We start from the raw sequence: 23890 nt of genomic DNA on the forward strand, positions 1-23890 counted from the left end.
GCTGTATATCGTCATCTTACAATTGCTCCGCCTCGCGAAGCAAATTTCTTGCCGTTTCTTTATGTAACGGGGACATGCCGCTGTCTTCCATAAGTTGCTCCAGCCGGGACAACACGCCGCTCCGCGCTTCGTGTTTCTTCAATAAACCCAGCTTCTCCTCATATGTTTCCAGCATGCCTTCAGCCCGTTTAATATGCTCATATACCGCCTGGCGGCTAATCTCGAACTCGGCGGCGATTTCGCCCAACGAGAAATCATCGAGAAAATAATATTTTAAGAAGGTCTGCTGTTTCTCCGTAAGCAGCACTTCATAGAAGTCAAACAAAAGGTTGATCCGGTTCGTCTTCTCAAGCCTATTCTCCTGACTCATCTGGGCACCCCCTCCGTCAAGGAAAAACACTTTACAGCGCATCAACTTTTCCTATGATACCGAATGCCGTAGTGGATGTCAAGCATTTTTCCTTAACATGTATACAATTGCCTACCTACTCCATCACTTTGGCAAAAAAGCCGCTTTCCGAATCCTCGGAAAGCGGCTTGAACGTCAATATCAATCCATTAATGATGGGGCAGCAGATAAAGCAAAATCGCAAAGAAGTGTGTCACACTGCCGCCAAGCACGAACAAATGCCAGATCGCGTGGTGGTACGGAAATCCTCGCCATACGTAGAAAACCGTGCCAAGCGTATACGCTAGCCCACCCGCAACCAGCAGGACGATCCCTTGATGTGGCATTGCCACGGTCAGCGGCCCCCAGGCGATGACGATCAACCAACCCATGATTAAGTAGAAGATCGTCGACATGAACAGGAATCTTTTGACGAAGAACGCTTTGAATACGACGCCCAGTAAAGCAATCCCCCAAACGGTTCCGAACAGGCTCCAGCCGAGCGGCCCTCGAACGGCCACCAGCATGAACGGCGTGTACGTTCCCGCGATGTAAATGTAAATGGAGGAATGGTCAAAAAACTCGAACAGGTCTTTCAATTTCCCTTCTTTGAAGCTGTGTACGAGGGTGGAACACAGGTACAGCAGCAGCATGCTCGCTCCGTATATAGTAAAGCTGACGACATGCCAAGCCGTGCCCTTCATGCTGGAAAAAACGATCAGCAATACTAATCCCGCCAAGCTGAGCAAGGCGCCGATCCCGTGAGTGATCGCATTGGCGATTTCCTCGCGACGGTCGTAAGTATGCGTATTGGCCATCCTGTCACCTCCTAAAATCTCTATATAGTCTGTCTTGCCGGGCGTCTGCCTAGGATCATCATACGATGGAGCACCGCCACATGTTACTACTACCGGTTTAAGCCTCTTCCGCCTCTTCCTCATCCGCGATCAAGCCGGCAAACAAGCCATGTACGAACTGCTGGGAATCGAAGGGTTGGAGGTCGTCCATCTTTTCGCCGAGTCCAACGAATTTTACCGGAAGGCTCAGCTCCTGGCGGATGGCAATGACGATCCCGCCTTTAGCGGTGCCGTCCAGCTTTGTGAGCACCAGACCGGTCACGCCGCTCTTCTCGCCAAACAGTTTGGCTTGACTCAGCGCGTTTTGTCCGGTGGTCGCGTCCAGCACCATCAAAACCTCATGCGGAGCGCCTGGAATTTCCCGCTGAATGACGCGGTAAATCTTGTTCAGCTCCTCCATCAAGTTGGACTTATTCTGCAAACGTCCTGCCGTATCGCACAGCAGGATGTCTGCCCCGCGCTGCTTGGCGGCCTGAACCGCGTCGAACATGACCGCCGCCGGATCGGAACCGGCCTGCTGCTTGATCACGTCAACCTGGGCCCGTTTGCCCCAGACCTCCAACTGCTCGATCGCGCCTGCGCGGAACGTGTCCCCAGCGGCCAGAATGACCTTCTTACCCTGTCGCTTATAATAATGGGCCAACTTGCCGATCGTTGTCGTTTTGCCAACGCCGTTGACGCCGACGAACAAAATGACGCTGATCCCGTCCGTATTCAAATGCATTTCGCTGTCTTCATCACCGCGTAGCAGCTCAGTCAGCTTCTCCGACAGCAACGGCTGCAGCTCCGAAGCTTCCTCGATGCGGCGTTGCTTCACTTCCGCCCGCAGATCGTCGATCAGCTTCAGCACGGTGTTCACGCCGACATCGGCTCCGATTAAAATTTCCTCCAGCTCTTCGAAAAATTCCTCATCGATCTTTTTGCGTCGAGTGACGAGCTCCGTCACTTTTTCAACAAAGCCCTTACGGCTTTTTTCGAGCCCGTCCCGGAATTGTTTGGTTACGGATTCCGTTTTGGATGCAATGCTTTCTTTCAGTTTCTTAAAGAAACTCATAGGGATTATTTCCTCCTTCATCACTTCGAACTCATTATCGCATACCGCGAAGATCCAAGCAATTTCCTGCAACCTCGGCGCGAAAAATAAAAACGTGGCAGGAGAGCCAAGCCATTACCTTGACTCCCAAGCCACCGTAATTTGAATTTGCCTTACGCCTTGCTTAAGCAATTTCGACCGTCTCTTCGTCCTCCAGCTTCACGGAGACGAGCTTGGACACGCCGCCTTCCTCCATGGTCACGCCGTATAGCACATCGGCTTCCTCCATCGTCCCTTTGCGGTGGGTAACCACGATAAACTGCGTCTGTTCGGAGAATTCGCGCAAATACTGGGCGAAACGAGCCACGTTGGCCTCGTCCAACGCGGCTTCGACTTCGTCGAGCACGCAGAAAGGGACGGGTTTCACCTGTAGAATGGCGAACAGCAGGGCCATTGCCGTCAAAGCCCGCTCTCCACCGGAGAGCAGCTGTAAGTTCTGCAGCTTCTTGCCCGGCGGTTGGGCGACCACATCGATCCCCGTATCGAGCAGATTGTCCGGATCAACCAGAATCAGGTCCGCCCGTCCACCGCCAAACAGCTTCGAGAAGACGATCACAAATTCGCGGCGAATGGCATCAAACGTCGTTTTAAAGCGTTTGGACATCTCCTCGTCCATCTCGCGGATGACCTGATACAAGGTGGTTTTCGCTTCAACGAGGTCATCTTTCTGTTCACTGAGGAACTGGTAACGCTCGGATACGCGGTTGTATTCCTCAATCGCACCGAGATTCACATCCCCAAGCAAGGTAATTTGCCGCTTCAGCTCCTTGACTTCCGTTTGGGTTTGCGGCACATCCTCCGGTACGGCATAACGCTGCTTAGCCAATTCATAGCTAAGCTCATAATCCTCAGACAACTTACGCAGGATATTGTCCAGCTCCACGTCGAGACGGTTCGCCTGGATTTCCGTCTGGCGCAGTTGCTCCTCCACGGCCTTCAGCCCAAGCCGCTGCTCCTTCGTTTCGCTTTCGCCTTCCTCCAGCTTCTTCACGAGCACGGCGCGCGAAGCCCGTTCCAGTTCGAGCTGCTCGCTAGCGCGTTCCTTCTTCAGCTTGAAATCGTTGAGCTCTTCCCGTTGCTTGACGGTCTGTTCCTCATTTTGCTGCAAGTCCACTTCGATCGATTGCAAAATCGTGCGATTTTGCCCCAACTCACGCTCCTGAACCTTGAACTCGTTCTCCGCGCGGCGCAGCTGCTCGCGCAGCGACTGGCACTCCTGATCCAGCTTGCCTTCCCGAACCTTCAGATCGGTCAGTAAATCCTGGAGTTCCTCCTTGGCCGACTCGCTTGCTTTACGTGCGAATTCGGCCGCCCGGATCGATTGCTGGACGGTTTGCTCTTCTTTCTCCAGCTCTACGAGACGTTCTTCCGCAGCTTTCTTCGTTGCCTCAAGCTCCTCGAGCTCCTTCAGGTAGTGGCCCTTCTCTTGACCATACAGCTCAAATTGCTCGGAAACGTGACGCCATTCATGATCAACCTGCTTCAGGTCACCAGCGCAAGATTGCTCCTCAACCCGCTTGGCATCGCCGGCTTCGCGCAGTCGCGTCAGCTCGCTTTCCGCCTTAGCCAGTTGGCTGCGAACGTCGGTTATCCCTTTGCGCAGCTTATCCAGCATCTCCTCGCTCTCGCGAATGTCGCTGGCAAGCTGGTCGAGCTGACGTTTACGTCCCAGCAGGTTGCTGTTCTTACGATGCTGAGAGCCCCCGGTCATCGAACCGCCGGCATTCACAACGTCGCCTTCCAACGTCACGATTCGGAAGCGATATTGCAGCCTTGCCGCCATCTTGTTCGCTCGTTCCAAATCGCTGGCAAAGACGACGTTGCCGAGCAGGCTGCCGACGATATCCGCATACCGCGGCTCATAACCGACCAGTTCTGCGCCGATTCCGACGAATCCGTCCGCCTCTTCCAACTGGCGCTTGTCCGCCGCGGAAATTTGGCGCGGACGGATGACGTCCAGTGGCAGAAATGTTGCACGGCCCAGTTGCCGCTGCTTCAGGAAAGCGATCGCCTGCCGCGATACGGCTTCGTTCTCCATGACGATATGCTGCATAGCGGCGCCCAGCGCCGTTTCTACGGCCAGCTCAAGCTTTTCCGGAACTCGGATCAATTCGGCGACCGCGCCATGCACTCCGGATAATGCCGATTTTTTCGACGCCTTCAGGACTTCCTTAACGCCAAGGACAAACCCGTCGTAGTCGTCCTCCATCTCCTTCATCGTATCGCGCCGGGAAACCAAACCCTCGCGTTTCTGCTCCCATTTGCGGATATTGCTTTGGCTCTCTTCAACGAGCTTCTGCAGCGAATTCACGCGCTCGCTTTCCTGGATGTACTGTCCCCGCACTTCGGCAATTTCCTTGCCCAGCTTATCCAGCACCTTCTCCAACTCGGCCTTGCTGCCCTTGAGTCTTTCCAGTTCATCCGTCCATTTGACGCCTTCCTCTTCGGCACGTTCCATCCGGCGTTTGACGCTGTCTTTCTGCTGTTCGGCATAATGGATCTCGTTGCGGGATTGCGCCATCCGATTCATGATGTCGAGAAGTTGGCCTTTCAAGCCTTCCTCCTGCACTTGGCTGATGCCGCCGGTCACGCCGATCAGCTTCGCCTCTTCGGCCGCCAGTTCATTGCGCAGCTCGCTAAGCTGCTGTTCTGCTGCGGCGAACTTGGCAGCCATCTGCTCCATTTCTTGCTGCCGCTGGGCGAACCGCTCTTCACTAACCTCCAGAGATTGGCGAAGCTGCTCGCGATTTTGAGTCAGGTTCTTGGCGCGTTCCTTCAAAACCTCGCCATAACCTTCGCTTTTTTCATAGCTTTCGCTATATTCAAGCAACTGTCCTTGCAACAGCTCAATTTGGTCCTCCACCTGTCGAAGCGCCAGACGATCGCTCTCCAGTTTGGCATCGTGCGCGGAGACGACGGTTGACAAGGCCAACTGCTCCTCCTGGAGTTTGGCTAGCTTGGCATTGGCCTCGCTCCACGAAGCGTGGATTTGCTCAATCTGATGCACATATAACGAAATCTCTTTATTTTTCAATTGCTCGCGCAATTCCTTGTATATGATCGCTTTCTCCGACTGCTCCTTCAGCGGTTCGATCTGATCCTCCAGCTCAACCACTAAATCATTGATGCGCAGCAGATTTTGCTCGGTTTCATCTAACTTGCGGCGGGCGTCACGCTTACGGCTCTTGTATTTCACGATCCCCGAAGCCTCTTCGAAAATACCGCGGCGATCCTCCGAGCGCGTACTCAGAATCTCTTCGATCCGGCCCTGCCCAATGATAGAGTAAGCTTCCTTCCCGATCCCCGTATCCATGAACAGCTCGGTAATATCCTTCAGCCGACAGGACTGTTTGTTGATGAAATATTCACTGTCCCCGCTGCGATGGACCCGCCGGGTGACCGTCACTTCACTGAAATCGAGCGGTAACGCCTGATCGGTGTTGTCCAGCGTTAGCGACACCTCGCTGAAATTTACCGCCTTGCGCGCGTCGCTGCCGGCAAAAATGATATCTTCCATTTTCCCGCCGCGCAAAGATTTGGCGCTTTGTTCCCCGAGCACCCAGCGGATGCCGTCGGAGATGTTGCTCTTACCGCTACCGTTCGGTCCAACCACGGCGGTAATGCCGCGGACGAATTCCATCTCCGTCTTATCGGCGAACGATTTGAAGCCCGCTAACTCTATCCGTTTCAAAAACATACGTTCACTATCACCTCTACCGACTATTGTAACATACCCAAAGCTCCGGCGGACAGGCAATCCGTCTCGTGCAGAAGCCCGGGATGACGCATCCTTTGCTCGCTTGAAATTCGATTTCTTTTTTGCTAGTGTGATAGAAAATCCAAACTCTTATATCGGTAAAAGGAGCGCCCTTGATGAGCACGAAGAAACATTCTCGCCTGCCCGGACTGCTCTTCTTCTTATGCCTTGGCCTCGGATCCCTGCTCTCGCCAGCACTGCCGTTGGCTGCCGCCCAGCAGACGCAAGTGCTGGCCTCCGCGAAAGTGACCCTCGACGGGCAGGAAATGGCCTGGACGACTTCGCCGCTGATCCATCGCGGCGTAACCTTTGTACCGCTGCGCGAAGCAGCCGAGCGCCTGGGCGCAGAAGTGAAGTGGAATTCCGCCAAGCACGCTGCCGAGTTGCGAGCTCACGGAGACACGATCTTGCACCGCTCCGGCACGAATCTGTTCACCGTCAACGGGGATCCCCTCCGGACGGGCGGCATATCGATCACTCGCGGTGGCGCTACCCTCGTACCGCTGCGCGCTTTAGCTGAGGTATTAAAGACAGACGTCGGTGTCGTTACAACGGATGGAACGATGCACGTTAACTTGACACCGGACCCTGCGTCGATCACCTCTCCCGAGGCGGAGGTGGCCGACCGCTATTTCATCGCTCAGCGGTATTCCGGCATCGCTCTGATTGCCAAAGGAGATCGGATCCTGCTGCGCAAAGGTTACGGACATGACGGCGAGAACCATCTCGTTCGCGCTGACCGCAAATCGCGAATCGCTTCCCTAACCAAATCGTTTACGGCGGCGGCTGTGATGAAGCTGGTGGAAGAAGGACGACTCCGCTTGGACGACACGTTGGCATCGTACTATCCCGATTTTCCTTCCGGAGACCGGATTACCATTCACCTCTTGTTGTCGCACCTATCCGGCATCAACCCCAACTTTCCGCGAGAACCGGGCCTATCCTTGCAGGAAACGATTGAGGCCATCCGGGCCAAACCATTGCGTGTTGAACCGAACAGCAAGTTTATATACAGCAACAGCGGTTACGTCTTGTTGGCTGGGATCATCGAGAAAGCGTCAGGGATGCGTTACGGGGACTATCTGAACCAAAACATTTGGGAGCCTCTGGGCCTGTCCGATACCGGGGAAGCGAAGCCCTCCGTGCCGGTCATCCAAGGATACGTCAGCGCTGGAGATCAGCTGTGGGCACCAGCTGGCCCTTATCTCTCCCAATCCGGCACCGGCACGCTGTATTCTACTGTCGACGACATGCTGACCTGGATCGCCTCATTCGAAACGGAGCAAGTGCTCCGCCAAGCGTCCATCGCGCAAATGTTTACCCCGTATTCAGAAAAAAACTACGGGTATGGCTGGATGATCCGCCAGGAAAACGGAATTACGCGTGTCTTTCACAATGGCAGCGGCACCGGTTACGCCACCGGGATGTCCCGGGAACTTGGCGGCGGGTACACCATCATCTTGCTTGGCAATCACTCTGGCATGGACACACTGACCCATATGACGGAAATCCGCAAGCGATTGCCTTAGTGGAAGAACTAGATTGCCCTAAGGTATGAATTGTTGAGTTAAGTTGAATTGAATTAATCTGCGGCGATTTTCCGCTAACGCTTGCCAGGATGCTTATTGAGTCAAAAAGAACGGTGTTTTGTAGTTAACGCTGGCTAGCAAGCTTATGGACACCCAATAACCCCTTTTCGGGTAAAAAACTTGCGGATAAGCTTTCCCCTCAGCGTTACAGATTGCTATCCTGAATAAATGGATCACTAGCAACGCGGATCAGCGTTAGAGCCCGCAGGAATCCCCTCTTTCAAAAAAAAGGTCGTCCCGCAAGGTCAGCAAGACCTTGGGGACGACCTTCTTATTTGAGCTATGACTACATGATTAACCCTCAGGCTGAGCGTCCTTGAGCAGATCCAACGCCACGGCAGCCGCCTGTTGCTCGGCTTCCTTCTTAGATCTTCCCGTTCCCTGACCAAGCGAACGACCTTCCATGCAAACCTCCGCAACGAATTCGCGTTCATGCGCCGGTCCCCGTTCTTCAACGATCCGGTATTCCAACGCGCCCATGCCGTGATGCTGCGTCAGCTCCTGCAACTCCGTCTTGAAGTCGCTGGTTGCCAGCTTGCCGTCCAGGGTCAATTTAGGAAATACGTGGCGATGAAGAAACGCAGTGACGGCTTCCAGGCCCTGGTCCAGGTATAAAGCACCGATAAAGGATTCAAATACGTCCGCAAGCAGCGCCGGACGGGTCCGTCCTCCCGTGAGCTCCTCGCCTTTGCCCAGCAGGACGTATTGCCCAAATTCCAAACTTTCGGCAAATTTGACGAGCGACGGCTCGCAGACGATGGCAGCGCGCAGCTTGGTTAACTCGCCTTCAGGACGATCCGGAAATAACCGATATAAATGCTCCGAAACGGTTAACTCGAGAACGGCGTCACCCAGAAATTCCAGGCGCTCGTTATCCTCATATTGACTGAAGCGATGCTCGTTCACGTATGACGCATGGGTGAAGGCTTGTTTCAGAAGCTGCCGATTTTGGAATGCCAGTTCAAGTTTATTCTGTAACTGCTTCAGATCTCCATTCACCAGACTTAACCCCTTACGCTTCGTATTTCTTCATAATGATCGTGGCGTTATGTCCACCGAATCCAAACGAATTGGACATCGCTACACGCACGTCCGCTCGTCTGGCTTCGTTCGGAACGTAATCCAGATCGCATTCCGGGTCCGGATGCTCCAAATTGATCGTCGGCGGAATGACGCCATGCCCCAGCGTAAGCCCGCAAATGACGCCTTCTACGCCGCCTGCAGCCCCAAGCAAATGGCCGGTCATCGATTTCGTCGAGCTGATGGCCACCTTATAGGCATGGTCGCCAAGCGCACGCTTGATCGCAATCGTCTCTGAGCGGTCCCCCACCGGTGTCGAAGTACCGTGGGCGTTGATATAATCCACTTCCTCCGGCGCGATGCCGGCATCGCGGATCGCCATCTTCATGCAACGCTCCGGACCGTTAGGGTCTGGCTCCGTCATATGATGGGCATCCCCGCTCAAACCGTAGCCAATAATTTCACCGTAAATTTTGGAACCGCGCTTCAGCGCATGCTCCAGCGATTCCAAGATCAGTACGCCGGCGCCTTCGCCCATGACGAAGCCGTCGCGTTCCATATCAAACGGCCGGCTGGCTTTTTCCGGTTCATCGTTGCGAGTCGACATCGCCCGCATCGAGCAAAATCCCGCCATGCCGGTCGGACGGATCGTTGCTTCCGCGCCGCCGCAAATCATCACATCGGCATCACCCCGCTGGATGAGCTTGTACGAATCGCCAATGGAATGAGTTCCGGTCGCGCACGCAGTCACCGCCGTCGTGTTCGGGCCCTTTGCCCCGAACAAGATGGATACATGGCCTGAGGCCATATTGGCAATCATCATAGGAATAAAAAATGGGCTGACGCGTTTCGGACCTTTCTCCAGCAAGATATTGTGCTGGTCTTCCCAAGTTCCGAGACCACCGATCCCCGAACCGATCATGACGCCTACCCGCTCCGGGTCGGCCTGCTCGGCGATATTGAGTCCGCTGTCCTTCATTGCGTTAACCGCCGCAGCGGCTGCAAATTGGACGAAGCGGTCCATTTTCCGCGCTTCCTTACGATCAACATAATCCTCAGGATTAAAATCCTTCACGGAAGCGGCTATTTGCGTAGGGTAATCACTGACGTCGAACGCTTCGACTCTCGATACACCGGATTTCCCCTGAATCAGGTTATTCCACAGCGTATCAAGGTCATGGCCAAGCGCCGTCACGACCCCCATTCCCGTAACTACTACTCTATGCTTCAAACACACTCACCTCGTATGGACTTCATGTGTACATCATTCTTGGACTTAAGCACGAATGCTTATAGAGGGTAAAGATGAGGAGAAGTCCCGCCTGCTATGTAGGAGGTACGGGACTTTGGGATGACAATTAGGTATGAGATTGTATGTAGTTTACAACTTCACCTACAGTCGTAATCTTCTCTGCATCTTCGTCGGAAATTTCCAGATCGAATTCATCTTCCAATTCCATCACTAATTCAACTACGTCAAGCGAATCCGCACCCAAGTCGTCTTTGAAAGACGCTTCTAGCGTCACTTCGGCTTCATCAGCGCCGAGGCGATCGACCACAATGCGTTTTACGCGATCTAATACATCGGACATCCGGTTCACCTCCTCTTTGGTATTATAAGAGATTTGAAGTTAAAATGCCATAGAAGCGAAAGGCGCGATTTACATATACATTCCGCCGTCCACGTGCAGCGTCTGTCCGGTCATATAGGCCGCGCTGTCCGAGGCGAGGAATAGTACCGCGCTTGCGATTTCCTCCGGCTGTCCCAAACGGGCCAACGGGATGTCCCCCAGCAATTTCTGGCGATATTCCTCCGGAAGCTCCCCCGTCATATCGGTTTCGATAAATCCGGGAGCGACGCAGTTCACGGTGATTCCGCGCGAAGCCAATTCACGGGCCGATGCTTTTGTCAGACCAATGACTCCGGCCTTAGCGGCGACGTAGTTCGCCTGACCCGCGTTGCCGAGCACGCCAACCACCGAAGAAATGTTGATAATCCGTCCCGAGCGTTGCTTCATCATCGGACGGGTCACGGCTTTGATCCCGTTAAATACGCCCTTCAGGTTCGTCTCGATGACTTGATCAAACTCTTCTTCCTTCATACGCATAATTAAATTATCTCTTGTAATTCCTGCGTTATTCACCAGAATATCGATCCGGCCCCACGCTTCGAGTACGGACTTCACCATTCCCTCGAATTGCTCACTGTTGCCTACATGCGCTTTGGCAGCGTAAGATTTCACACCCAGCGCCTCGATTTCGGAAACGACGCGGGCGGCGGCTTCTTCATTCCCCGCATAGTTCACGACGACGTCGGCTCCTGCCTCGGCCAAAGCCAGCGCAATACTGCGGCCGATCCCGCGGGAGGCCCCCGTCACCAAAGCGGTTTTGCCTTGAAGAGGTTTGCTCATCGGTTCATCTCCTTTCGCCTTGTTTATGAGACGCATCCAAATCAAAACTCCGTCTTGCGGTAACAAAATCTCATCGCCATTCCTTGAGCCCAAACGGCACCTTTGCGGCGAAGGTAAATCCAGGCCCTCTCGGCCAATATTAATTCAGGGCTGCAGCCGTCTGTTCCAAACTCTCCAAGCTGCTGACATTAAAGAGCCGTACGGATTTATCGATTTTCTTAATCAATCCCGTCAAGACGCTGCCGGGGCCGATCTCCACGAAAGTATCCACTCCCTGTGAGAGAAGCCAGCCCACGCTATCCTCCCATAGGACGGGAGAATAAACCTGGCGCACCAGCAAGTCCTTGATCTCCGCCCCATTTTGCACCGGCCGAGCCGTTACATTTGCCACGACCGGAACCTCAGCGTCTCGGAAAGAGGCAGCGGACAACCGATCGCCCAGCCGCTCGGCTGCCGTCTTCATGAGAGAGGAATGGAACGGTCCGCTCACTTCGAGCAGAATCGCCCGCTTGGCGCCGATCTCCTTCACTCGTTCAACCACAAGGTTAACCCCTTCTTGGCTTCCCGAAACAACGATCTGTCCCGGGCAATTGACATTAGCCAGCTCTACCAGAGCGCCGCCAGCGGTTATGTCTTCACACAGCTGTGCGAGCGCTTCGCGTTCGCCGCCGAGCACCGCAGCCATTGCACCTTGTCCGCCCGGCACGGCTTGTTCCATGTATTCACCGCGAGCCCGTACGAGCTTGACAGCATCCTCGAAGCTAAGCACGCCAGCGGCCGTCAGGGCGCTGTACTCGCCTAAGCTGTGGCCGGCGACATAGTCCGGTTTGAAGCCCTTCGCCGTAAACGCCTCGTACAGCGCGACGCTGGTCGTCAACAGAGCCGGTTGTGTATTGGCCGTTTGCTTCAGCTCGGTGTCTGGCCCTTCGAAGATCAAGCCGCTGAGCGAAAAACCAAGCTGCTCATCAGCCTTTTCGAAACGAGCCCGAGCAGCTGGCAATGCATCATATATATCCTTGCCCATTCCTACGCTTTGGGAACCCTGTCCCGGAAAAACAAAAGCGATTTTGCCCATCCTGTGCACTCCCTATCGAAAAAAATCAGGTTTATCGCTTACAAACGGTCGCGAGTGGCAACCCGTTGAAGATGTGTCTTACCACACCAGCACAGACGCTCCCCAGGTTAATCCACCCCCGAAGCCAACCAGCAGGATGGTGTCGCCTTCCTTCATCCGGCCATCCTCCGCCGCTTCCACCAGTGCCAGCGGAATAGAAGCTGCCGATGTATTCGCGTATTTATCCACGTTGATGACGCATTTATCCTCCGGCAGGTTTAAGCGTTGCATGGCCGATTGGATAATACGGATGTTCGCCTGATGAGGGACAAACAGGTCGATGTCTTCTTTGCTCTTCCCGGCTTTGCGGAGCACTTCCTCGGTTGCCGAGCCCATCACGCGAACGGCAAACTTGAATACTTCACGCCCGTTCATGTAGATATAATGCTTTCGGTCGGCTACGGTAGCTTCCGACGCTGGCAAACGTGAACCGCCCGCCTCCAGTTTCAGCAATTCGCCGCCGGCGCCTTCCGCGCCCAGATCGAAGGACAAGAATCCACGGCCCTCCGATACTTCTCCAATAATGACGGCCCCAGCTCCATCCCCGAACAAAACGCAGGTGTTCCGGTCCGAATAATCCGTGATCCGGGATAGCGTATCCGCTCCAATCACCAGCGCGTTCCGGTACATCCCCGTCTGGATAAACCCATTCGCCGTCGCCATTCCATACACGAACCCCGAGCAGGCGGCGGACAAATCGAAGGCTGCTGCTTTTTTCGCGCCAAGCTTATCCTGCAAAATGCAAGCCGTCGACGGAAACGCCGAATCCGGCGTTACGGTGGCTACAATAATCAGATCCAGCTCATCCGCCGTAAGGCCAGCGGACTTCAAGGCACGAACAGCCGCTTCATAAGCCAGATCGGAGGTTGCTTGCTCCGGCGCGGCAATATGCCGTTCTTTGATCCCCGTACGAGAAACGATCCACTCGTCGTTCGTATCCACTATTTTCTCCAAATCGGCATTCGTCAACACTTTCTCCGGCACGTATTTCCCGGTACCGATAATCCCTACCGAACGTAAATTATTCACTCTCGTCACTCACTTCCCGCTGATTTCCCGTGCTATGCTCTCCGTCAGTTGGCTTTGCAACGCTGTCCGCGCTTGGCGAACGGCATTCTTGATCGCGCCGCCGTCCGAGGACCCGTGTCCTTTTACGACCAGACCGCTAAGGCCAAGAAGGGGGGCGCCGCCATGTTCTTTATAATCCAGCGTCTTCTTCAAACCGCGCAGCGACGGCATCAGTACAGCCGCGGCCAGCTTGTTCTTCAGAGATTTCGAAAATTCCTTTTTTAGAATCGAAAACATTGTGCCCGCCGTACCTTCCAGCGATTTCAGCAAGATGTTACCGGCAAAGCCGTCGCACACGAGTACATCGCAAGCGCCGGTCAAGATATCCCGTGCCTCCACGTTTCCGACGAAATGAATCGGCAATGCCTCAAGGAGCGGATAAGCCGCTTTGGTCAGCTCATTTCCCTTCATCGCTTCCGTGCCGACATTAAGCAACCCCACTCGTGGCTTGGCGATTCCGTGAACCTTTTCCCGGTAAATGCTGCCCATTAACGCATATTGCGCAAGATGCTCCGGCTTGGCATCCATATTAGCGCCTAGATCAAGCGCCAGCACTCCGCGTTCGTCGACCGTCGGAATCATCGGCGCCAACGCCGGCCGTTCGATTCCTTCCATCCGTCCGACCACCAGCAAGCCCGTTGTCATCAGTGCCCCGGTGTTCCCGGCGGAGATCATCGCCTCGGCTTCCCCTTCGCGAACGAGCCGCCCGGCTACGACCATGGACGCGTCCTTTTTGCGGCGTACGGCTTTAACCGGCTCATCCTCCGCATCGATCACCTCGGAAGCGTGTTGTATCCGCAAATTCGCCGGAGCGTCTTGCAGCATCGGCGCAAGCACCTGCTCGTCGCCGACCAGAATGATTTCAGTGTCGCCCCATTCCTTGGCTGCGGCCAACGCGCCTTCGACCGTGCTTTTCGGCGCGTGGTCCCCGCCCATGGCATCAATGGCGATTCTCATGCTGACTTCCTCCTTCTGGATTGTCGTCTCCGGTGGACCGGTAGATGACGAAATTCCCCTGGAATACCATTTCTTCGCCTACGTAGGTAAACACCTCGACCTTAGCTTTGCCTTTGTGGCCGGAACTTGGCCTTACGTAAGCTTTCGCAATGCATTTCTCCCCCAGATGAACCGATCGAACAAACCGGATATCCGCAGAGAACGTCAAAGCGATTTCATCGTTAATTACGGCCACGGCCAAAGAATTGGCCTGCGCAAACACATGATGTCCCCGGGCGATTCCCGTCCGGGAGAACACGTGCTCCTCGCGGATTTCAAAGATGGAGATCCCGCTCTTGTCCAATTGCAGATCGACGATTTCCCCGATGACTTCATGCAGCGGCAAGGAACGAACCTGATCGTACGACCGTTCGGCCATCAGCTTCATCCGTTCCCGGAGTTCGGGGATGCCCAGCTCCATCCGGTCAAGCCGGATCGTCTGGATGCTGACCTTCAGCTGACGGGTGAGCTCTTGGTCCGTAATAAACGGATTCGTTTCTATCATTTGGACGAGTTGCTGCTGCCTCGCCCGCTTTGGCAAACGTTCGATGGGTATCTCCCCCCTGATGATTAACCAAACCATTATGAGTTATCTATAGATCAACGATTCATATATGTAAAATTTGGCGAAGTTCTTTAGAACCTGGTACTAAAATGTAGTATAAAGCATCCCGACCCAAAAGAAAAGCGAAATTGCCATAAACCTTGCGTGAAGCGAGACCACAGAAGGCAAAAAAAATAGCACCTCACCGAAATGAAGTACTACTTTGAGTTGAGTGCCTAAAGCTTATTGGCCAATAATTTCTCTCGATTTGTATGTTCCGCAAACTTTGCATACGTGGTGAGCAAGCTTCAATTCTCCGCATTGTTCACATTTTACCATGCCCGGCACAGCCAATTTGAAATGCGTGCGGCGTTTGTCGCGGCGCGTTTTGGACGTTCTCCGTTGAGGTACTGCCATGGTTCCCACCTCCTTATTCAAGTCAACCCTAACCGGGGCTTTATTCCTTGTTTACTTGCTTATTTTTGAAAAAATCGCCGAGCGCTGCGAGCCGCGGATCGATCACGTCCGTATTGCAGCCGCATTCCTGTTCGTTCAGAACGGTCCCGCAATTCGGGCAAAGCCCTTTGCAGGATTCCTGGCACAAAGCAGCATACGGAAGATGAAGCAACAGCGTTTCTTCCACATACGGCACCAAATCGACTTTGTCGTCGGCGACATATTGCAAGTCTTCGTCTTCTTCCTGCGTCTGCATGTCCGTCTCAGGAGCCTCGCCTTGTTTGAAGCTTTCTGCAAACTCCGCTTGTACGACCTGCTTCAGCGGCTTCAAGCACCGAGAACAAGTCATATCGAGCTCCGCCGTCAGCCTGCCCTTGACATCGACTACGTCTCCGCCAGCGGGTTCCGCCTGCAAATCGACTTGCAGCGGACTCATCGCGAGAATATCCCTGCGACCTTTGACAACACGGCTTACGTCCAAAGTCTGATGAATCTTCACCGGAGCTTCGGACGAGGTCACCTGACGCAAATTAATAAACATCAGCATCACTCCAAACAAACAAAAATTATTATACCGATTTTAAGTAAGTTTTGTCAACAATAAAGCTGTTCTTTCGGTGAAAATGCCGCTGACGGCTCCATCCTTTTAGCTCCGCTATCTTTTCATGGTATATTCATAGGTGAAGAATCCACCCAAATCCCTGGAAAATAAGGAGTAGAACCCTTTGAATATCGTTGGTATCATTGTCGAATATAATCCGCTGCATAACGGTCACGCCCATCATTTCGCTGAAGCCAAGCGGCTTACCGGCGCCGACGCGGTGATCGCCGTGATGAGCGGCGATTTCCTGCAGCGCGGCGAGCCGGCACTCGTCGACAAGTGGGCACGGGCGGAGATGGCTCTCCGCCTCGGAGTCGACGTCGTGCTGGAGCTGCCGGTCGCTTATGCGGCCCAGCCGGCCGAGTGGTTCGCATACGGCGCAGTGGCCTTATTGGATGCGACGGGGGTCACGACGCATCTATGCTTCGGCAGCGAAGCCGGCGCGCTTACGGCGCTGCGGCCGCTGGCCGAGCGGCTGGCCGCCGAGCCGCAGGCGCTGCAGGCGGCCATCGCGGAGGAGCTCGCCACCGGGGCGAGCTACCCCGCGGCCTACGCCGCCGCGGCCGCGCGCACGCTCGGCGGCGATGCCGCCGCAGCGCGATCGCTATTGGAGCAGCCCAACAACAGTTTGGGACTGCACTACCTGATCGCGCTGCGGCGGCTGGGCAGCGGCATCGCGCCGGCCACCGTCGGGCGCCGGGCCGCAGGGCACGGCGATGTCGCGCCGAAGGACGCGAACATCGCCAGCGCCACCGCCGTGCGGCGGCTGATCGCCGGCGGCGGCCTCGCCGCAGCCGCGCCGTATCTCCCGCCGTACACGGCGGAGATCCTCGCCCGCGAGTTCGCGGCGAGCCGCGGGCCCGTGACGTGGGAGAGCTTGGCCGCGCCGCTCTTCCACCAGCTGCTCCTGGCCGCGCCGGAGCAGCTTGCCGCCCTTCACGAGGTGACGGAAGGGCTGGAGTACCGGATCAAAAAAACGCTGCCCCGCCTATCCCAGCCAACGGTTGCCGAGCTGCTTACGCAGCTTAAAACCAAACGCTATACCCATACGAAGCTGCAGCGCATGCTTTTGCATATTCTCCTGCAGCATTCCCGCGAGCTGTTGGCACCCGAGGCGCTCGCTCAAGGCCCGGGTTATCTGCGAGTGCTTGGCTTCAGCGAAGCCGGACAACAGTTGCTAAAGCGGATGAAGCAAACGGCACGGCTGCCGATCATCACAAGAGCCGCCGAGCTCGATCACCCACAGTTGACCCTTGACATCCGGGCGGCTGCCGCCTATGCCAACGCGATGCCGCAGCGCCAGATGGACGAGCTGCTGCGCGAATATCGCCAGGCACCTCTACGTATAGAGGCGGATTGCCCTGGATTAGGAAGCCTTCGGCTCCAATGAAGCTAAATAATTCAGGGCGTCGTCCAGCTTTTTCACCGGTACCAGCTTCATCTTCGAGCCGATTTCCTCCGCTTTCGCTTTGGCGTCTTTATAGTTTGCCTCCGGCACGAAAAATATTTCCGCCTTCTCCCGGTCCGAAGCCACGATTTTGAACTGGACTCCGCCGATGGCCCCAACCGTCCCGTCTTCGGCAATCGTTCCGGTGCCGGCCACCCGGTAGCCATGACTCAAATCGCCTGGAGTCAGCTGATTGTAAATCTCAAGCGTGAACATCAGACCCGCGGAGGGACCGCCGATCCGCGTGTCTGCAAACTGCACTTCCTTGGCTTGATCGGCCGCCTGTACCTTGCGGAGCTCACCTACCGTCACGCCCAATCCGGCTTTACGTCCTCCGTCGGCCGCTTTGATCTCCACGAGTTCCACCTGCTGATCCAGGGATTTGCCTCCACGCTCCAGCTGGAGTTTCACCTGATCCCCGGGCTGATCGTCTTGCAGCAAGGCGCCGAGATCCTCAAATTGCTTCACCGGCTGACCGTTCACTTTCCGAATGATGTCCCCGGGATGGAAATCCCCTTTCGGCTGGCTTTCCTTAGATAAGCCGACGATAAATACGTACTCCGAGACGACGTCGTATTTAACGCCTGCCTTGTTGTAAGCGGCCAAGATCGCGTTCGACTGTGAGCTGCTCATATAATAGCGCTGCTGAGTTTCGTACTCCTCATCATTTCGGTCCGGTTCCTTGCGGACGATTTCGGCATGCTTGTTGAAGCGCGCAGTCGCCAGCATCCACACATTGGCGTAGCTGACCGAAACAGTCGTCAGCATAAACGTCCCTTTTTCCTCCGAATCCCCCGACTTAATCGAGACCATCGGTTTGATTTCCTCCGCCGTCCCCGGTTGATTGATCATGTACGGGGTTGACATGTACACGACGACATATACGATCACCGCGATCGTTAGGACGTACAGCCCCGATTTGATCGCTTTGGCTCTGGATTGCCGCATTCGGTTCTCCTCCCTTCCTGTACAGCGGCGGAAGAACCTTGTCTTCCGTCCGCATTCGTCTTTATGCGAGGCTTCGCTCCATGAAACGGGGTAGTCTGTCCTTAGCGGTTGATGCATAGCATGTACTATGCGCTGATTTGCTATCGGTCTTTATCTAATGACAAAGAAGGTGAATCTATACATATGAATTTCCGACGTTTGGCCACCAGCCCGTTGTCTACGTTGTTGACCGGATTTTTGGCCGTTTTAGTCGTTATTTGCGTCGTTTATGCCCCCGGAGAAGCGTTTAAAGCTTCCGGCGATGGCTTGGCGATCTGGTGGCGGATCGTCTTTCCGGCCCTGCTGCCGTTTGTCGTTCTCTCGCAAATGCTGCTAGCCGCCGGGTTCGCCCACGGATTGGGCACGCTGCTCGACCCTTTCACCCGCCGTGTCCTGGGACTGCCCGGATCTTTCGGCTGGGTGCTGCCGCTTGGGATGACCGCTGGCTTCCCCGCCGCGGCCGAAGCGGCCGTCACGCTGCATAAGCAAGGCAAGGTGACCGCGAGGGAAGCCGAGCGGCTCGCGGCTGCAGCCCATTTTTGCAGCCCGATGCTGCTCGTCGTGGTGATCGGCGCAGGCTTCGTAGGCAGGCCCGAATTCGGTCTGCTCCTGTTGGCAGTGCACTGGGCTGCGGGTCTGGCTGCGGGCCTTACGCTGCATTTGGTGTTTCCGGACCGCTCCGCGTCCACTGCGCCTACGGAAGCACACTCTGCAGCCAAGCCGCGCGTTCCCTTACTGCGCTTGGCCCTACGCCACATGGAGGAGGCTCGCCGCGAGGACGGCCGCAGCTTTGGCAAGCTGCTTGGCGACTCGGTAGCCTCCGGCGTCCAGACGCTGATGATCACCGGAGGATATATGCTTATTTTCGCAGTCGTCATCCACGTTATTCTGTTGGCACTCCCCGACCAAGCATTTGCGGTTGCCGTAAAGGGTGCACTGGAGGTCCATTTGGGTTCCTATTCGATTTCCGGATTGGCCCCGTCTCTTCCCCCGGCCCTTCTCGCTTCCCTGCTAGGAGCGGCGCTTGGGTGGAGCGGTTTGTGCGCTTATTTGCAGGTGCGAGCCATCCTTGGACCGGCTGGCATCGGCGAGCGAACGTTTCTACTGAATCGCCTTCTGCATGCGGCCTATGCTTATGTCCTTACCTTGCTGCTATGGAAACCGTTCACGCGCTGGGTCCCAGGTGTGCTCCCGGTTTTTGGCGGCAGCGAAAGGGTTCCCTCAGGAAGCGACACCCCGGCCGCCCTGCCTAACTGGCAGCAAGCGTTCGGGGTGATGGAATGGCAGCTATGGATGCTGACTTTGCTCACGTTTGGATTGTTGTCCATCGCGCTTCTATGGCGGCGTCAAGACGAGACCTAAGATCAGGCTCCTAACTTGGCCCTAGCTTCTCCTTGAACTTCTCACGCATCGCCCTCTCCACCTCTGGCGGAACGAGATCGCTGACATCCCCATGGAAGCTAGCGATCTCTTTAACGACACTGGAGCTTAAATAGGAATATTTCGGATGCGTCATCATAAAGATCGTCTCGACTTCACTGTTCAACTTATGATTGGTAGACGCCAACTGCAGTTCATATTCAAAATCGGTAACGGAGCGGATGCCCCGGACGATGACATGGGCCTTTTTATAATCCATGTAATTAACCAGCAGATCCCGAAAGCTGTCGATTTCCACGTTCGGCAAATGGCCGGTAACCTGTGTGAGCAGTTCTTTCCGCTCCTCGACCGTAAATAACGGCTTCTTGCTCAAATTGTTCAACACCGCCACAATCAGCCGATCAAACTGGCGCGAGGCCCGTTGGATAATATCCATATGCCCTTTCGTCACGGGATCAAAGCTGCCTGGATAAACCGCTACCCGCGGTTGCCGCTGTTCGTTCATGTTGTTGCTCCTCCTTGATCGTCGGTTTGAACCGCGTCCGTCTCGGAATCGTAGGTATAAATGGAAACGGCCGTTTCTCCGTATTCCGCTTTGCGTATCTGGTTAAAATGCCCAAACCGCTCAGGATAAGCATACGACGATTCGTATTCGAGCACGATCGTTGCCTGCGGTGCGAGCACCTGCAGCTCGTCCATTTGCTCCATCAGCGCATCCCCATTCTTCATGCGGTAAGGCGGATCCAGGAACACCAGATCGAACACCACATCTCGTTTCGCCAGGGCTTTAAGCGCCCTCTCGGCATCGTTTTTGTACACTTCGGCTATCGCTTCGAATCCAGTTGTCTTCAGGTTTTGACGGACCGTCTCCAAGCTCTTGAAGTCTTTATCGATGAAAACAGCCTTGTCCATGCCGCGGCTTAGGGCTTCGATCCCGAGACCTCCGGTACCCGCAAACAAGTCTAACGCTAGTCCCCCGTCAAAATAGGGCCCAATCATGCTGAATATCGCTTCTTTGACTTTGTCCGTCGTCGGCCTTGTCCCCATGCCGGGAACGGCCTTTAACGCTCTGCCCCGGGCAGTGCCCGAAATCACTCTCATTGGGTTTGTTCACACACCTTTATTATGCCTGGAAAATTCCTGTCGATATCGTACCATAATCCGCCTGGGATTGAAAAACGAAAAAAATCATACGAAATTTTGCGCACCTGAGGTATAAAACCCCACGTCCCGGACAAACTTAGATTATCGACATCACCAAATGTCGTAGACAACCGCGGAGAAGACTTACGTTTCCCCATAAGCTCTTCGTCCGGTTTCTCCTCTCCCATGATGGGCGTCCCGCAAGGGATGCCCGGACAAAAGCCCTTGTAGCTGTTATTTCTACGAGGGCTTTTGTCCTTTTTTTAGTTTCGCTAGAAGTTCCAGCGCTTCTTCTCCGGACGTGGCGGGCGCTGCCAGAAGTACTTCTGCTTCGGAGTATTGCGGGTTTGTAAGCTCAGGTGGAAGATCGGATTGCGGCATAAGCCAGACGAGGCGACCCATCCCTTCATCGTAATAGATCTGCCCGAGACGAATCAGGGTTTCCCCCTCATAACGACTAACCAGGAAACCACTTGCAAGATAGCAATCGGGATATACCTGTCCGTTGATCCGTATGGTACCTCTAAATAGATCGTCTCCCTGGTCATAGTAACCGTCCAGAGAAATTTGAATCGGCGGGCTGTACGTCGGGTCTTCCTCCAACCAAGCCACTCCCTCAAGGGTTTTCGTCATTTTAACCGGAGATACGTTTTCGATATACCACCACGTATACATCGCCGCCAGCAGTGCTAGCCCGGCAGTCGCAGGAATCCATAAACTCTTCCGAATCGAAATCCCTCCTTGACGCAGTCCCTTAATCTTCCAACCCATCGTACCACCGCAGCCGCTTGAAAACAACAGAATGGGGTATGCCGCGCCCCCAAATCCAGCTCACTAACTCTTCTTATCGAACAACCCCCGACGGTGCATCACGGTGATGATCCGGTAGAAGTCAACGCTGCCCTGCTCCGGGTTTTGCAGCAACGGCTCCTCCTTGCTGTAATTCACGGCCGCATTCACCGCCTCCTTAGCCCAAGCAGGAATGCCTGGACGAGTCCATTTCTCCAGATCGGCGATCTGTTTCGCCTGGGCAAGAACCGTTTCCTGAAGCGCGTCAAATTGCTTCCTCTCCTCCGCCGTCATCGGTTCATCTCCTTTCGCTTCATCATATTGAGTCAAGTTATAGGAATCCATGAAACGGATCAGTTTGTTCGCATACTGCGGGTCTGAGGCGTATCCCGCTGCGGCAACTGCCCGCGCCGCTTCAGCCCCAATCTTTCGAAGCACCCCGGTATACCGTTTAGCCGATAATAATCGGGCGTGGTCCGCAATGGATTCCGCCCAGGACGGGTACTTACGAAAAGCCGCGTTTACCGTTACCGCTCTTCCACCTCGGTATTCGGTTGTGGGCAGAATCAAGCTCCCTCCCGGACCGCTGCCCTTAATACCAAACAGATTATGAGCTTCGGTGGCTAATCGACTGGCTCCAAAGTTCGATTCCAAAGCCGCCTGGGCAATCGTCAGCGAGGCCGGAATGCCGCTTTCCTCCGCGCTGGCGACGGCAAGCGGAGCGATTTTCTCGATAAACTCGTTTTTGTCCATTCGCTTATCACCTCCACCTATAGTTTATGAACCCGTTCGGACGAGGGATTGGACCTTTACCTTCTCATCATCCGAAAGATGCATAGCCGAAAGTCCGGAGGGTACCCTAACCATGGTTTCACAACCTAACCTATCTTGAGGAGGTTTTTCATCTTATGTACAACAATGTCAGTCAACAAGTCCGTGAAATTGAACAAACGATGCGCCAATTGGAACAGCAAACCCGCCAAGCTACAATGATGTACCAACAAATGCTGCAGCAGGAGCAGCAAAACGCGATGCAGCTGGAGGAACTAGCTCAGCGCGAGCGCAGAGCGGTTCAAACGATTCAAACCGCCCTGCACGGGCATCAAACCGCAATGCAGCAGTTCCAACGTGTAGCGCAAATTGCCGGGCAACTGGAACATAGCGTGAACTCGATGTCCGGAATCGGAACCAGCTATACTCAGCCTAACGTCGGACAAACCTCCTATAGCACCCAAGGCATTGGTCAAAGCAGCTACAGCGGTGGCAGCATCGGAAGCTTTGGATCGGCCATGAACACCCACATTCCAAGCTCGCCAAGCCCGGGATCGTATAGCCCTATCGGCTCCGGCTCCACAGGCGCTATGAGCTCGATGAGCTCACAAGCCACAGGTTCGCTTGGCTCCGCAAGTTCAATGCGAAGCTTCCAATAACAAGCATCATTACACGGCCGCCTCCAGGGCGGCTGTTCTCTTGTTCCCTCGTCCTCCTTACATTGTGATATAATTGGAAATTATGATGTCATGGGTGGAGGATTTGAATGAGTAAGGTATTCCTGTTTCTGTTCTTATCATGGCTGCTGGGCAATCCTTTTCTCGCCATTATTGTCTTGCTTTTCATCGTTTACTTCATCGATCGGCGTTATGTTGGTTTATTCCCGAGCCTGAGCAAGCCATTGAAACGCGGCCGCAGCATTTCACGGCTTCGCCAGCAACTGGCCGCAAGCCCTTTCGACGTTTCCGCCAAACGCGAGCTTGCTCGGCTGCTGCTGGAGCGCAAGAAGTATGCCGAGGCCCATCGGCTACTGGAGGAGGCTAAGGAGGCTTCCGAGACGTCGGCGGAGTTTTGGGACGATCTAGGGACGGCCTGTCTGGGACTCGGACGGATCGAGGAAGGCGAGGCCCATATGTTGCACGCCTTAAGCTTGAACGAACGCGTCAAGTACGGACAACCTTATCTGCGGTTAGCTTCCGCCTTCCGTGAGCGCGACCCGCAGAAAGCCCTGCAATACGCTGCCCGTTTCGGCGAGATCCAATCCTCTTCCAGCGAAGCTTATTATTTGCTGGGCAGCCTTTATCAATTGTTGGGCAGCAAAGAGGAGGCCAAGCAGGCTTTTGACGAATCGATCGCGATCTATCGCTCCTTGCCGAAATATAAGAAACGTCAAGAGCGGAGATGGGCGCTACGCAGCTACCTCAAGCGAGGGACGTTGGGTTAAAATCTGTTAAACACAAAGAACGCCGGCTTCTCTCC

The 23890-nt window shown here is 54.8% G+C and carries 24 protein-coding genes; 5 read left to right on the forward strand and 19 right to left on the reverse strand.

Features of this window, described 5'->3' with window-relative positions; all coding sequences use genetic code 11:
• Positions 1-16: 16 nt before the first annotated feature.
• The 4 genes from KJS42_RS01420 to smc form a co-directional block, all read right to left on the reverse strand.
• The gene (locus KJS42_RS01420) at positions 17-370 is read right to left on the reverse strand and encodes a putative DNA-binding protein (RefSeq protein ID WP_155607367.1); all 354 of its coding nucleotides are present in this window, start codon (positions 368-370) and stop codon (positions 17-19) included.
• Between the two features lie 188 nt (positions 371-558).
• A complete protein-coding gene (gene trhA / locus KJS42_RS01425; RefSeq protein WP_155607368.1) occupies positions 559-1206 on the reverse strand; it encodes a PAQR family membrane homeostasis protein TrhA in 648 nt (215 codons plus the stop codon).
• Positions 1207-1303: 97 nt separating this feature from the next.
• Positions 1304-2299 carry a signal recognition particle-docking protein FtsY gene (gene ftsY, locus KJS42_RS01430; protein ID WP_213621741.1) on the reverse strand — a complete coding sequence of 332 codons (996 nt, stop codon included), beginning with the start codon at positions 2297-2299 and terminating at the stop codon, positions 1304-1306.
• 163 nt (positions 2300-2462) lie between these two features.
• Complete coding sequence (smc, locus tag KJS42_RS01435; protein WP_213621742.1) at positions 2463-6035, reverse strand: chromosome segregation protein SMC; 3573 nt, start codon at positions 6033-6035, stop codon at positions 2463-2465.
• A 176-nt stretch (positions 6036-6211) separates the two neighbouring features.
• On the opposite strand from smc, the gene KJS42_RS01440 reads away from it, so the two are divergent.
• Positions 6212-7624, forward strand: coding sequence for a serine hydrolase domain-containing protein (locus KJS42_RS01440; RefSeq protein ID WP_213621743.1), 1413 nt, complete (start codon positions 6212-6214; stop codon positions 7622-7624).
• A gap of 354 nt (positions 7625-7978) precedes the next feature.
• On the opposite strand, the gene rnc is transcribed toward KJS42_RS01440, so the two are convergent.
• The 10 genes from rnc to KJS42_RS01490 all read right to left on the reverse strand — a co-directional run bounded on the left by rnc (position 7979) and on the right by KJS42_RS01490 (position 15834).
• Entirely contained in the window at positions 7979-8683 is a 705-nt protein-coding gene (gene rnc, locus KJS42_RS01445; protein WP_193415189.1) for a ribonuclease III, read from the reverse strand.
• Positions 8684-8696: 13 nt separating this feature from the next.
• The gene (fabF, locus tag KJS42_RS01450) at positions 8697-9935 is read right to left on the reverse strand and encodes a beta-ketoacyl-ACP synthase II (RefSeq protein WP_213621744.1); all 1239 of its coding nucleotides are present in this window, start codon (positions 9933-9935) and stop codon (positions 8697-8699) included.
• A 127-nt stretch (positions 9936-10062) separates the two neighbouring features.
• Positions 10063-10296: an acyl carrier protein gene (gene acpP / locus KJS42_RS01455; protein WP_018750834.1), complete on the reverse strand. Its 234-nt coding sequence runs from the start codon at positions 10294-10296 to the stop codon at positions 10063-10065.
• 69 nt (positions 10297-10365) lie between these two features.
• Complete coding sequence (fabG, locus tag KJS42_RS01460) at positions 10366-11115, reverse strand: 3-oxoacyl-ACP reductase FabG (RefSeq protein WP_155607374.1); 750 nt, start codon at positions 11113-11115, stop codon at positions 10366-10368.
• Between the two features lie 139 nt (positions 11116-11254).
• Positions 11255-12190: an ACP S-malonyltransferase gene (fabD, locus tag KJS42_RS01465; protein ID WP_213621745.1), complete on the reverse strand. Its 936-nt coding sequence runs from the start codon at positions 12188-12190 to the stop codon at positions 11255-11257.
• Positions 12191-12268: 78 nt separating this feature from the next.
• On the reverse strand, positions 12269-13258 hold the full coding sequence (locus tag KJS42_RS01470; protein ID WP_193415187.1) for a beta-ketoacyl-ACP synthase III: 990 nt from the start codon (positions 13256-13258) through the stop codon (positions 12269-12271).
• Positions 13259-13267: 9 nt separating this feature from the next.
• Entirely contained in the window at positions 13268-14254 is a 987-nt protein-coding gene (plsX, locus tag KJS42_RS01475; protein ID WP_155607376.1) for a phosphate acyltransferase PlsX, read from the reverse strand.
• On the reverse strand, positions 14238-14834 hold the full coding sequence (gene fapR / locus KJS42_RS01480) for a transcription factor FapR (RefSeq protein ID WP_193415186.1): 597 nt from the start codon (positions 14832-14834) through the stop codon (positions 14238-14240). The genes plsX and fapR overlap by 17 nt, the downstream gene beginning before the upstream one ends.
• Before the next feature lie 246 nt (positions 14835-15080).
• Positions 15081-15254, reverse strand: coding sequence for a 50S ribosomal protein L32 (rpmF, locus tag KJS42_RS01485; protein WP_009222962.1), 174 nt, complete (start codon positions 15252-15254; stop codon positions 15081-15083).
• A 40-nt stretch (positions 15255-15294) separates the two neighbouring features.
• Positions 15295-15834 (reverse strand): YceD family protein, encoded by a 540-nt coding sequence (locus tag KJS42_RS01490; protein ID WP_213621746.1) that lies wholly within the window; start codon positions 15832-15834, stop codon positions 15295-15297.
• A gap of 184 nt (positions 15835-16018) precedes the next feature.
• Here KJS42_RS01490 and KJS42_RS01495 point away from each other — a divergent pair, with 184 nt between their 5' ends.
• Entirely contained in the window at positions 16019-17284 is a 1266-nt protein-coding gene (locus tag KJS42_RS01495) for a nucleotidyltransferase (protein WP_213621747.1), read from the forward strand.
• On the opposite strand, the gene KJS42_RS01500 is transcribed toward KJS42_RS01495, so the two are convergent.
• Entirely contained in the window at positions 17261-18289 is a 1029-nt protein-coding gene (locus KJS42_RS01500) for a SepM family pheromone-processing serine protease (RefSeq protein ID WP_213621748.1), read from the reverse strand. The genes KJS42_RS01495 and KJS42_RS01500 overlap by 24 nt on opposite strands.
• A gap of 183 nt (positions 18290-18472) precedes the next feature.
• Between KJS42_RS01500 and KJS42_RS01505 the strand changes: the two genes are divergently transcribed.
• Positions 18473-19690, forward strand: a complete 1218-nt coding sequence (locus KJS42_RS01505; RefSeq protein WP_244868344.1) for a nucleoside recognition domain-containing protein — start codon at positions 18473-18475, stop codon at positions 19688-19690.
• Between the two features lie 10 nt (positions 19691-19700).
• Here KJS42_RS01505 and coaD read toward each other — a convergent pair whose 3' ends face one another.
• The 4 genes from coaD to KJS42_RS01525 all read right to left on the reverse strand — a co-directional run bounded on the left by coaD (position 19701) and on the right by KJS42_RS01525 (position 22393).
• Positions 19701-20213, reverse strand: coding sequence for a pantetheine-phosphate adenylyltransferase (gene coaD / locus KJS42_RS01510; protein WP_155607381.1), 513 nt, complete (start codon positions 20211-20213; stop codon positions 19701-19703).
• A complete protein-coding gene (gene rsmD / locus KJS42_RS01515) occupies positions 20210-20809 on the reverse strand; it encodes a 16S rRNA (guanine(966)-N(2))-methyltransferase RsmD (RefSeq protein ID WP_213621749.1) in 600 nt (199 codons plus the stop codon). Before rsmD ends, coaD begins: the two co-directional genes overlap by 4 nt.
• A 282-nt stretch (positions 20810-21091) precedes the next feature.
• Positions 21092-21622: a hypothetical protein gene (locus KJS42_RS01520; RefSeq protein WP_213621750.1), complete on the reverse strand. Its 531-nt coding sequence runs from the start codon at positions 21620-21622 to the stop codon at positions 21092-21094.
• Between the two features lie 63 nt (positions 21623-21685).
• Positions 21686-22393, reverse strand: a complete 708-nt coding sequence (locus KJS42_RS01525; RefSeq protein WP_213621751.1) for a glycoside hydrolase family 73 protein — start codon at positions 22391-22393, stop codon at positions 21686-21688.
• 155 nt (positions 22394-22548) lie between these two features.
• On the opposite strand from KJS42_RS01525, the gene KJS42_RS23055 reads away from it, so the two are divergent.
• Together KJS42_RS23055 and KJS42_RS01535 are read left to right on the forward strand one after the other, a co-directional pair.
• On the forward strand, positions 22549-23070 hold the full coding sequence (locus KJS42_RS23055) for a hypothetical protein (protein WP_240908769.1): 522 nt from the start codon (positions 22549-22551) through the stop codon (positions 23068-23070).
• A 107-nt stretch (positions 23071-23177) separates the two neighbouring features.
• The gene (locus KJS42_RS01535; RefSeq protein WP_213621752.1) at positions 23178-23855 is read left to right on the forward strand and encodes a tetratricopeptide repeat protein; all 678 of its coding nucleotides are present in this window, start codon (positions 23178-23180) and stop codon (positions 23853-23855) included.
• The last annotated feature ends 35 nt before the right edge of the window (positions 23856-23890 follow it).

This window comes from Paenibacillus sp. J53TS2 (assembly GCF_018403305.1).
GTDB classification, from domain to species: domain Bacteria; phylum Bacillota; class Bacilli; order Paenibacillales; family Paenibacillaceae; genus Fontibacillus; species Fontibacillus rhizolycopersici.